This is a genomic window from Burkholderia sp. 28_3 (genome assembly GCF_003253915.1).
Lineage (GTDB): Bacteria > Pseudomonadota > Gammaproteobacteria > Burkholderiales > Burkholderiaceae > Burkholderia > Burkholderia cenocepacia.
The window spans coordinates 66,425-76,609 of record NZ_QKZF01000028.1; the positions used below are offsets into that span (position 1 = coordinate 66,425).

Sequence of the window (10,185 nt, forward strand, 5' to 3'; positions counted from 1 at the left end):
TTCATTTCTGCACTCGGCACGGGGGCGGCGCGTCCTGGCAGCGTGGGCGCGCGGTGGATCAGCCGTCTGCCGGATCGGGTGTCGCCGCCGTGCCGTCGCCGTCGGCATGCGTGCGCGCCGGGCGGCGCACGGCGCGCAGCTTGCCGCTGTTGCCGCCGCCGCAGTAGAAGCGGTCGTGACCGTCGGATTCGAGCCCCGAGACGCCGACGCCGGCCGGCATGTCGATCTGCTCGAGCACCTGGCCCGTGCGCGGATCGATGCGCCGCAGGTCGCTCTGGTCGCCTTCCCACGTGCCATGCCACAGCTCGCCGTCGACCCACGTCACGCCGGTGACGAAGCGGTTCGATTCGATCGTGCGCAGCACGGCGCCCGATTGCGGATCCACCTGATGAATCTTGCGTTCGCGGTACTGACCGACCCACAGCGTGCCTTCGGCCCACGCGAGCCCCGAATCGGCGCCGCCGCCGGGCGCCGGGATCGTCGCGAGCACGCGACCCGATTCGGGGTCGATCTTCTCGATGCGGTCCTCGACGATCTGGAACAGGTGGCGACCGTCGAACGCGGTGCCCGCGTGCGCGGCGACGTCGAGCGAACGGACCGTCGTGCCGCGCTCGGGGTCGAGCGCGTTCAGCTTGTCGCCGGACGCGTACCACACGTGCTGCCCGTCGAACGTGACGCCGTGCACGCCGTCGACGCCCGGAAACGGACCGTACTCGTGAAGGATGTCTGCAGTGGAGCGTTTCATGTTCGTCACCTCGTCGTTCGATGCGGCCATCCTAATCTCCCGGCAGCGCAACCGGGAGTAACAAGGTCGTCGCGAATCCGGGCAGCGGCGGCGTCAGCCAGCGGCGCGCGCGTGCGCGGCCGAGCGCCTGGACCTTGCCGGTTTCCGCGAGCGAATCGAGCGCCCGCTGCACCGTGCGCTGGCTGGCGCCGAGCGCAAGCGCCAACGCGGAACTCGACCACGCTTCGCCGTCGGCGAGGAGCGCGAGCACGGCCGCATGGCGATCGTCGACCGGGCGCGCGAGGACGACGGTTTCGCGCACGCCGAGCGGTTCGAGCGCGAAGCCGCGCGGCGTCGCGACGACGTTCGCGAGCGGGCGCAGCACCGCCCGCAGCCGGCCGATCTCGACGCGCAGCCGCGCGCGATGCGATTCGTCCGCCTGTTTCGCGCGGAACGCGGCGGCGACGAGCGCGTTTCTCGACACGTCGGCCGGCCACGCCTCGCCGAGCGCACGGGCGAGCACGAACAGCACCGGGCGGCGCGCGAGCGACACGGTCGTGCGCGCATCGCGCACCGTGTGGCGGCACGCGTCGACGACGAGCGCATTCGATTCGAACAGCGTCTCCACTTCGTCGAGCGGCACGAGCCGCGACGTGCCGCGTGCGATGAGCCGGGCGGCCGGTGCGTCGAGCACGCGCGCCGCGGTGTCGACCTCGGCCGTCAGCGCGGCAATGCCGGCGGCGCGGGCGGCCGCGCGGGCACGGGCAAGCGCCGCACGGGCTGCGTGCGTGCGGATGCGGCGCATCGCGATGCCGGCCGCGATCAATTCATGGGCGGCGCGCGACGCGGGCGGCAGCGGTGCGGGATCGAGATGCGCCAGCAGCTGCTCGGCCTCGTCCAGATGGCCGATCAGCAGCAACCGGCGTACCCCGAGATAGCGGGCATGCGCGGCGTTCGCGCGGTCGCCGTGTGCGTCGAGCGTCGCGCAGGCCGCCTCGAGCGCACGCGTCGGCCAGCGCAGGTCGCGCGACGCGAGCGCGATGTCGGCTTCCGCGACGACGCAGCGCGCCCGTGCAACCGCTTCCTTCGCACCGAACGCACGCGCGGCGCCGCGGACGAGCGCGCGCGCGCGTTCGAAATCGCCGAGCTGCGCGAGCGCGATCCCGCGCAGTGCGAGCGCCGGCGCATCGTCGCGCAGCGCGACGCGGTTCAGCGCACCGAGCGCGTCACCGGCCGCGAGCGCGCGCGCGGCCGCCGTGATCAGCGAATCCATCCGAATCCCGACACAGTTGTCACTCCCTCCGGTCCGATGCCCGGCACTAATCTAGCACCACGCACACGGCCCCGTACGCCGTGCCCGGATACCCATCGGAAGGAGGAACCCGCAATGACGACCCATCTCACCGGAACCCGCGACGAATGGCTGGTCGAACGCCGCGCGCTGCTCGACGCGGAAAAGGCGCTGACGCGGCAAAGCGACGAACTCGCGCGGCGGCGCCAGGCGCTGCCGTGGGTGCGCGTCGACAAGACTTACCGGTTCGATACCGAGGCAGGGCAGGCGACGCTCGACGACCTGTTTCGCGGCCGTTCGCAACTGCTGGTCTATCACTTCATGTTCGGCCCCGACTACAAGGCCGGCTGCCCGTCGTGCTCGGCGCTCGCCGACGGCTTCGACGGCTTCGCCGTGCATCTGGCGCACCACGACGTGACGCTCGCGGCCGTGTCGCGCGCGCCGCTCGCGAAACTGCTCGCGTACCGGCAGCGGATGGGGTGGACGTTCCCGTGGGCGTCGTCGGTCGGCAGCGATTTCAACTTCGACTTCAACGTGTCGTTCACCGAAACGCAGCAGCGCGCGGGCGACGTCGAATACAACTACGCGCGGGCCGGTCACGCGATGGACATGGATCCGCCGCCGGCGCCCGTCGTGCAGTTCGCGGCCACGTGCGGCACCGACGCGGTCACGTATTCGCTCGACCGGCCGGGGATGAGCGCGTTCGTGCGCGAGGATGGCGCGATCTATCACACGTATTCGACCTACGCGCGCGGCCTCGACGGGCTGTGGGGGATGTACCAGTGGCTCGACCGCGCGCCGCGCGGACGCAACGAGGCCGGCCCGTGGTGGCGTCGTCACGATGAGTACGCGCGCGGCTGAGCGGGCCGGCCACGGACGGGCGCGCGCGATGATACGAACGACCACCGGTGAGGCGGCCGCCGATCCGCGCGCATTCGGCGCGGCGGTCGCGGCCGTGTTCGCGGTCGCCGCGGCGGCGACGCTGGCCCAGCACACGTCGATGGCGGCGATGGGCGGCGAGCCGATGACCGGCGGCTGGATGGCCTCGGCCGCCTGGTTGCGGCCGTGCGGCCAGAGCGCCGGGCGCGCATTCGCGGCGTTCGCCGGAATGTGGGGCGCGATGACGGTGACGATGATGCTGCCCGTGCTCGCGCCGATGCTCTGGTGCTACCGCCAGCGCATCGGTCCGGCGGCGGCGGCGCGGTCGGCCTGGCTCGTCGTCGTCGCGGGCGCGGGGTATTTCTCGGTCTGGATGGCGCTCGGGGCACTCGTGTTTCCGGCCGGCGCGGTGCTGACGACGGCCGCCGCCCGGCTGCCGGCGCTTGCCTGTGCGATGCCGGTCGCGGCGGGCGTCCTCGTGCTGGCCGCGGGTGCGTTGCAATTCTCCGCGTGGAAGGCGCGCCGGCTGGCGGGTTGCCGGCACGCGGCGGCACATGGCGTGCACCCGTCGCGGGTGACGGTCGTCACGGCGTGGCGGTACGGCGTGCGCGCCGCGATCCGGTGCGGCGCGTGTTGCGGGAACCTGATGGCCGTCGCGCTGGCGGCCGGCATGATGGATCTGCGCGTGATGGCCGTCGTGACGGTCGCAATCGCCGCCGAACGCGCTGCGTCGATCGGCGGGCGCGTCGCGCGGATCGTCGGTTGCGGGGTGGTGGCGGGCGGCGTGGCGATGATCGCCCGTGCCGCCGGGCTGGCGTGAGGCAGGGCGGGCAAGCCGCTTCGGTGGGGCGCCGGGCCGTGCGCGCGGCCGCCGCCGTCGCGGCCGTGTGGCCCCGCCGCGACACGGGCACTCGCCGCCCGGCGGCCGGTTGCGCGAATGGCGCGATGCGGCGGTGAAACGAAAGGCGATCGAAAACGAACCGAACGGCGATCCGAACGATTCGGCCCCCGAACGGCCGAAACCGGCTAAGCCGTTGTTCGTGTTGTGAAAATTCGCGGCGCTTCGCGTATAATTCGCTTTTGCGCCCATAGGATTTGCCATGCGTCTGATCCAAAAAGCACTCACTTTCGATGACGTGCTCCTCGTTCCCGCCTTCTCCGACGTTCTCCCGCGCGACACCAGCCTCAAGACCAAGCTGACCCGCAACATCTCCCTGAACATGCCGCTCGTGTCCGCCGCGATGGACACGGTCACCGAAGGTCGCCTCGCGATCGCGATGGCGCAGCAGGGTGGCGTCGGTATCGTCCACAAGAACCTCACGCCGGCCGAACAGGCCCGCGAAGTCGCGAAGGTCAAGCGTTTCGAGTCGGGCGTCGTCCGCGACCCGATCACGGTGCCGCCGCAAATGAAGGTGCGCGACGTGATCGCGCTGTCGCGCCAGCATGGCATCTCGGGCTTCCCGGTCGTCGAAGGCCCGCAACTGGTCGGCATCGTCACGAACCGCGACCTGCGTTTCGAAACGCGCCTCGACGAGCCGGTCAAGTCGATCATGACGCCGCGCGAGCGCCTCGTCACGGTCAAGGAAGGCACGCCGCTCGCCGAAGCGAAGGCGCTGATGCACAGCCACCGCCTCGAGCGCGTGCTGGTCGTCAACGACGCGTTCGAACTGCGCGGCCTGATGACCGTCAAGGACATCACGAAGCAGACCGAACACCCGGATGCGTGCAAGGACGAACACGGCAAGCTGCGCGCAGGCGCGGCGGTCGGCGTCGGTCCGGACAACGAAGAGCGTGTCGAGCTGCTGGTGCAGGCCGGCGTCGATGTGATCGTCGTCGATACCGCGCACGGCCACAGCAAGGGCGTGCTCGAGCGCGTCCGCTGGGTCAAGCAGAACTTCCCGCACGTCGAGGTGATCGGCGGCAACATCGCGACGGCCGCCGCCGCGAAGGCGCTGGTCGAATACGGCGCGGACGCGGTCAAGGTCGGTATCGGCCCGGGCTCGATCTGCACGACGCGGATCGTCGCGGGTGTCGGCGTGCCGCAGATCAGCGCGATCGCGAACGTCGCGGAAGCGCTGAAGGGTACCGGCGTGCCGTGCATCGCCGACGGCGGCGTGCGCTTCTCGGGCGACGTGTCGAAGGCCCTCGCGGCCGGCGCGAACGCCGTGATGATGGGCAGCATGTTCGCCGGCACCGAAGAGGCGCCGGGCGACGTGTTCCTGTACCAGGGCCGCCAGTACAAGTCGTACCGCGGCATGGGTTCGGTCGGTGCGATGAAGGACGGCGCGGCTGACCGCTACTTCCAGGACAACTCGGCGAACATCGACAAGCTCGTGCCGGAAGGCATCGAAGGCCGCGTCGCGTACAAGGGTTCGGTCAACGCGATCCTGTTCCAGCTGGTCGGCGGCGTGCGCGCGAGCATGGGCTACTGCGGTTGCAAGACGATCGACGAGCTGCACGAGAAGGCCGAATTCGTCCAGATCACCGCGGCGGGCATGCGCGAGTCGCACGTGCACGACGTGCAGATCACGAAGGAAGCGCCGAACTACCACGTGGACTGAGCGCCGATGAAACCGCTGCTGCGAGCCGTGCTGATCGTCGATGCCGTGCTGCTGCTGGCGTTCGGCGTGCTGTTCGTGCTGACGCCCTGGCAGGCGCTGTTCAATGCGCTGCAACTGGCGAACATCCAGCCGGCGATGCTCGGCCAGGCGTTCGGCATCGCGCTGCTCGGGCTCGCGTGGCTCGCGTTTCATGCGGCGTTCAACGGTGACCTCACGGCGCCCGTCGCGCGCTCGGTCGGCCACGTGTACTGGCTGACCGGCGTGTTGACGGTCGTGTGGTCGATCGGCACCGGCAGCGGGCCCGCGCTCGCGGCCGCCGGCCGGGTGCTGTCGGCCGTGGCCGGGGTCGCGCTGATCGTGCTGGGCCTCGGCGGCGTGCGGCTCGCATCGGCCGTGCGCCGGCGCGAGAAAGCGCAGGCGCTCGAGGCGCGCGCACCGGCGCAGCGGCCGGCCGAACCGGCGATGGCGCCGGCGTCGGCGCCTGCCGCGCAGCGTGTCGAGCCGGTCGTCGGCCGTCCCGTGGCGCCGGCCGGATCGTCGCCGGCCTCGTCCGGTTCCCGCGCATCGTCGGGCGGCGGCGTCGCCCTCGACGAACGCCCGCCGATGCAGGATTGACCGGCGATGCGTCGCGCGTGCCGCCTGCCGCCCGACGCCGCTGTCCATGCTTTTGACGCAGCGCTCGATGCGCTGCTTTTCTTATTCTCTTCATCCCGTCCGCAGCCATGCACGACAAAATCCTGATTCTCGACTTCGGTTCGCAAGTCACCCAACTGATTGCACGGCGCGTGCGTGAAGCGCACGTCTACTGCGAAATCCATCCGAACGACGTGTCCGACGACTTCGTCCGCGAGTTCGCGCCGAAGGCGGTGATCCTGTCGGGCAGCCACGCGAGCACGTACGAAGACCACCAACTGCGCGCGCCGCAGGCCGTATGGGATCTCGGCGTGCCGGTGCTCGGCATCTGCTACGGCATGCAGACGATGGCCGTGCAGCTCGGCGGCAAGGTCGAGTGGAGCGACCATCGCGAATTCGGCTATGCGGAAATGCGTGCGCACGGCCATACGCGCCTGCTCGACGGCATCGAGGATTTCACGACGGCCGAAGGCCACGGGATGCTGAAAGTCTGGATGAGCCACGGCGACAAGGTTGCCGAGCTGCCGCCGGGCTTCGCGCTGATGGCGTCGACGCCGAGCTGCCCGATCGCCGGCATGGCCGACGAGGCGCGCGGCTACTACGCGGTGCAGTTCCACCCGGAAGTCACGCACACCGTGAAGGGCCGCCAGATCATCGAACGCTTCGTGCTGCAGATCGCCGGCGCGAAGCCCGACTGGATCATGAAGAACCACATCGAGGAAGCCGTCGCGAAGATTCGCGAGCAGGTCGGTGACGAGGAAGTGATTCTCGGCCTGTCGGGCGGCGTCGATTCGAGCGTCGCGGCCGCGCTGATCCATCGCGCGATCGGCGATCAGCTGACCTGCGTGTTCGTCGACCACGGCCTGCTGCGCCTGAACGAAGGCAAGATGGTGCTCGACATGTTCGAGGGCCGCCTGCATGCGAAGGTCGTGCACGTCGATGCATCCGACCAGTTCCTCGGCCATCTGGCCGGCGTGACCGATCCGGAAGCGAAGCGCAAGATCATCGGCCGCGAGTTCGTCGAGGTGTTCCAGGCCGAGGCGAAGAAGCTGTCGAAGGCGAAGTGGCTCGCGCAGGGCACGATCTACCCGGACGTGGTCGAATCGGGCGGCACCAAGACGAAGAAGGCGACGACGATCAAGAGCCACCACAACGTCGGCGGCCTGCCGGAAACGCTCGGCCTGAAGCTGCTCGAGCCGCTGCGCGACCTGTTCAAGGACGAAGTGCGCGAGCTGGGTGTCGCGCTCGGCCTGCCGCCGGAGATGGTATACCGCCATCCGTTCCCGGGCCCGGGCCTCGGCGTGCGGATTCTCGGCGAAGTGAAGCGCGAGTACGCGGACCTGCTGCGCCGCGCGGACGCGATCTTCATCGAGGAACTGCGCGGCACGACGGCAACCGCGCAGGATGCGGCTGCCGGCCTGTGCGGCGAGGCCGATGTCGGCAAGAGCTGGTACGACCTGACGAGCCAGGCGTTCGCGGTGTTCCTGCCGGTCAAGTCGGTCGGCGTGATGGGCGATGGCCGGACGTACGACTATGTGACGTCGCTGCGCGCGGTGCAGACGACCGACTTCATGACTGCGCACTGGGCGCATCTGCCGTACGCGCTGCTCGGCCGCGCGTCGAACCGGATCATCAACGAAGTGCGCGGGATCAATCGTGTGGTGTACGACATCTCGGGGAAGCCGCCGGCGACGATCGAGTGGGAGTGAAATCAGGTCCTTCGGGGACTATCGCTAGCTATCGAAAAACTGTCATAACGTATTGATTTAAAAGAAAATACGTCACGGCGGCTATCGGTGGCTATCGCTGGCCAGCAAAACAGGTTGGCGGTAGAAGTGGCGGTAAGAACCGAAGGCCGGATTAAGACCCTCCCATTCACTATTCAGACCAAAGCAGTCTTTGACGGTAAAAGTCTTCTCAGGAAAGCTTGTTTTAAGCGGCTTTCCGGGCATCACCAGGTCTCCTGATCCCTGACGGTAAAAGCCGTCACGAACAGGAGGAAAAACCTCGATGCTTACCGACACCGCACTGCGTAACCTCAAGCCTAAATCCGAGATTTATAAGGCTTTTGACCGCGATGGGATGTACGTGACGGTATCGCCTACCGGTACCGTCACCTTCCGCTACGATTACCGTCTCAACGGCCGTCGCGAGACGCTGACCATCGGTCGCTATGGGCCAGCGGGCATGTCGCTAGCCCTGGCACGCGAAAAGCTGATCGACGCAAAGAAGGCTGTCGCTCAAGGCAAATCCCCGGCACTGGAGAAGCAGCGCGACAAGCGCCGGCTGACTGCCGTCAAGACCTTTGGCGAGGTTACGGAGAGGCGCTTGAGCCAAGTAGCGATAGGCTGTGTGTGTGCGGAGACAAGCTCTCCCGCTTTCATCATCCCCTGTTTCAGAGTGATCTCTGGGCCATAGATGATCGTCACCTGTTGATCAGTTGGCTGGCGCCCCACGAGCGCGGCTCTCTGTACGCCAGGCAAATCGCATAAACCTGCGCTCTACGTCCAGTTCGCTCAGGCAGATGTCCTGTGCGGTCACATCAACGACGACGCTGAACCGGGGCGGGCTGGAATGGGGAACATGTATTAGGTCGCCGGGCTTGATCCCTTCTCGGTCGAGGTAGGCCATGGCGGGGGCTGTGGCGACTTCTAGACCGGTTGCGATGTGATGCGCGAGCCAAGTTTCGCCATGGGCGCTTTCGTCAGCAGTCGGCGTGCTTGTCATTCGCACGCTGGAGGCGAGCTGCGCTGTGTCCTCGTCATCGACGGCGATGGCCGGGAACAGGTCATAAAGATATGCGTAGGCCAAAACCAAATCGTCCTTTGTAGCTTGCGGCGCCATGGGCTCAATGCGCTTCAGAAGGCTGTGACCAATGTCCCAGGCCAGCCACGCCAGCAGTGCCCGCACTTGACCAAGTTCCACGACTTCGTCGATCTCGACGTCATGGACGCAGACATCGCGCGCGATACCCCGTGTGCGCCCGAAAAGGATGACCATCGACTGCGACAGGAGATCCTGACGGGTTTCCGAATCGATGAACCCTCCCATGCGGCGCCACTGGGGCTGGTGGCGAAGTCGCCTGAACTCCCTCACAAGGGAAAGCACCGCGACAAGTTGGACCACCCCAGTTCGCGCCTTGGCCGCGCGCACCTCAGGTCTGGTCTCGCCTTGCGCCGCCTTGAGTTGCTTGATCATGCGACGGACGACTTGTTTGAGCCGCCTTCTGACGGCGTTGACCGCCTGTTGGGTCAACGCTGCGGGAGGCTCTTGGCTGGCACCCTCATGTTCAGTTCCCACAAGCTCCTCTTCCGAGAGCTGCGGTGTGTCGGTGCCAGACGAAGCCGATCGCCACGCTCGTGTGTATAGCTCAGCCATGGTTTTTCGACTGTGGCCAAGATGTCGAGCTGCGTCAACGTTCCCGCATAGTACTGACCGAGGCCGCCAAGCCTGTTGGCAAAATAGCGCTCGCTGGAATCCTCTCGGGTCGCGTAGGTCGAGAGACGAACCGACTGCCCTTCGCCGACTAACTTGACTGCATCGTTGAGCGTGTCTCGCCCGACCATCGCAGGCCCGTGGCGCGCTGCGTCGTCGCCCATGACTTGCGCATGGCGCTCGGCGATCATCGTAAAGAGACAATCGGCTTTCCGGTAAGCATCTAGGAACGCGTTGAAGTTTTCGCGGTGCGTGTCGCGCTCCGCGTATGACCGGATCAGCCATGGATAAAAACTGTAGTACCGGGCTCTGTCAGTGACGTTTGTAATGCCAGGGAGCAACTGCGAGTAGATCAGGATGCACGGGCCTTGCGTACCGATGTGGTCTAGGCCACCTATGGTGTGCGGAGGTAATACCCAACTCGTTTTGATTGCCATGGATTTTGGTTGAAATTCAGCCTCGGCGGCCTAAACGACAGTCACCCCTATTGGCGATCAAGCGCCTGCTACTCGTCGAGAGACGACGTCGTGGTTGGATCCCCGCTCCAACCAGCCACGCAAAGCCTAAGGAAACGCTGATCAATGGACCAACTTCCGAAGTTGCAGGCGAGATGGCTTCAAATTTTCTGGATGACGAAGCGAATCGGCGCTCAATTCAGTGAA

9 protein-coding genes and 1 pseudogene are annotated in these 10,185 nt (G+C 67.2%); 6 read left to right on the top strand and 4 right to left on the bottom strand.

Features of this window, described 5'->3' with window-relative positions; all coding sequences use genetic code 11:
• Positions 1 to 58: 58 nt before the first annotated feature.
• Together DFS13_RS35080 and DFS13_RS35085 are read right to left on the bottom strand one after the other, a co-directional pair.
• On the bottom strand, positions 59 to 745 hold the full coding sequence (locus DFS13_RS35080; protein ID WP_034178530.1) for a DUF5074 domain-containing protein: 687 nt from the start codon (positions 743 to 745) through the stop codon (positions 59 to 61).
• 31 nt (positions 746 to 776) lie between these two features.
• A complete protein-coding gene (locus tag DFS13_RS35085; protein ID WP_059720675.1) occupies positions 777 to 1,997 on the bottom strand; it encodes a hypothetical protein in 1,221 nt (406 codons plus the stop codon).
• 114 nt (positions 1,998 to 2,111) lie between these two features.
• Here DFS13_RS35085 and DFS13_RS35090 point away from each other — a divergent pair, with 114 nt between their 5' ends.
• The 6 genes and pseudogenes from DFS13_RS35090 to DFS13_RS35115 form a co-directional block, all read left to right on the top strand.
• Complete coding sequence (locus DFS13_RS35090) at positions 2,112 to 2,876, top strand: DUF899 domain-containing protein (RefSeq protein WP_006484794.1); 765 nt, start codon at positions 2,112 to 2,114, stop codon at positions 2,874 to 2,876.
• Between the two features lie 28 nt (positions 2,877 to 2,904).
• Positions 2,905 to 3,714, top strand: coding sequence for a DUF2182 domain-containing protein (locus DFS13_RS35095; RefSeq protein ID WP_111442733.1), 810 nt, complete (start codon positions 2,905 to 2,907; stop codon positions 3,712 to 3,714).
• Positions 3,715 to 3,994: 280 nt separating this feature from the next.
• Complete coding sequence (guaB, locus tag DFS13_RS35100) at positions 3,995 to 5,455, top strand: IMP dehydrogenase (protein WP_006488752.1); 1,461 nt, start codon at positions 3,995 to 3,997, stop codon at positions 5,453 to 5,455.
• A 6-nt stretch (positions 5,456 to 5,461) separates the two neighbouring features.
• Positions 5,462 to 6,070, top strand: coding sequence for a hypothetical protein (locus DFS13_RS35105; RefSeq protein ID WP_006495568.1), 609 nt, complete (start codon positions 5,462 to 5,464; stop codon positions 6,068 to 6,070).
• Between the two features lie 107 nt (positions 6,071 to 6,177).
• Positions 6,178 to 7,797, top strand: coding sequence for a glutamine-hydrolyzing GMP synthase (gene guaA, locus DFS13_RS35110; protein WP_006495569.1), 1,620 nt, complete (start codon positions 6,178 to 6,180; stop codon positions 7,795 to 7,797).
• Between the two features lie 301 nt (positions 7,798 to 8,098).
• A pseudogene (locus DFS13_RS35115) lies at positions 8,099 to 8,422 on the top strand (Arm DNA-binding domain-containing protein); the annotation flags it as partial.
• A 102-nt stretch (positions 8,423 to 8,524) separates the two neighbouring features.
• On the opposite strand, the gene DFS13_RS35120 reads toward DFS13_RS35115, so the two are convergent.
• Both DFS13_RS35120 and DFS13_RS35125 read right to left on the bottom strand, forming a co-directional pair.
• Positions 8,525 to 9,286, bottom strand: coding sequence for a hypothetical protein (locus tag DFS13_RS35120; protein WP_111442731.1), 762 nt, complete (start codon positions 9,284 to 9,286; stop codon positions 8,525 to 8,527).
• 53 nt (positions 9,287 to 9,339) lie between these two features.
• Entirely contained in the window at positions 9,340 to 9,960 is a 621-nt protein-coding gene (locus tag DFS13_RS35125; protein ID WP_111442732.1) for a hypothetical protein, read from the bottom strand.
• Positions 9,961 to 10,185: the final 225 nt, after the last annotated feature.

What these genes read in the sequence shown, in the direction of transcription:
- DFS13_RS35095 (WP_111442733.1), top strand. Translation starts at nt 2,905, where the DNA reads ATGATACGAACGACCACCGGTGAGGCGGCCGCCGATCCGCGCGCATTC.
- DFS13_RS35125 (WP_111442732.1), bottom strand. Translation starts at nt 9,960, where the DNA reads ATGGCAATCAAAACGAGTTGGGTATTACCTCCGCACACCATAGGTGGC.
- guaB (WP_006488752.1), top strand. Translation starts at nt 3,995, where the DNA reads ATGCGTCTGATCCAAAAAGCACTCACTTTCGATGACGTGCTCCTCGTT.
- DFS13_RS35120 (WP_111442731.1), bottom strand. Translation starts at nt 9,286, where the DNA reads ATGATCAAGCAACTCAAGGCGGCGCAAGGCGAGACCAGACCTGAGGTG.
- DFS13_RS35105 (WP_006495568.1), top strand. Translation starts at nt 5,462, where the DNA reads ATGAAACCGCTGCTGCGAGCCGTGCTGATCGTCGATGCCGTGCTGCTG.
- guaA (WP_006495569.1), top strand. Translation starts at nt 6,178, where the DNA reads ATGCACGACAAAATCCTGATTCTCGACTTCGGTTCGCAAGTCACCCAA.
- DFS13_RS35085 (WP_059720675.1), bottom strand. Translation starts at nt 1,997, where the DNA reads ATGGATTCGCTGATCACGGCGGCCGCGCGCGCGCTCGCGGCCGGTGAC.
- DFS13_RS35080 (WP_034178530.1), bottom strand. Translation starts at nt 745, where the DNA reads ATGAAACGCTCCACTGCAGACATCCTTCACGAGTACGGTCCGTTTCCG.
- DFS13_RS35090 (WP_006484794.1), top strand. Translation starts at nt 2,112, where the DNA reads ATGACGACCCATCTCACCGGAACCCGCGACGAATGGCTGGTCGAACGC.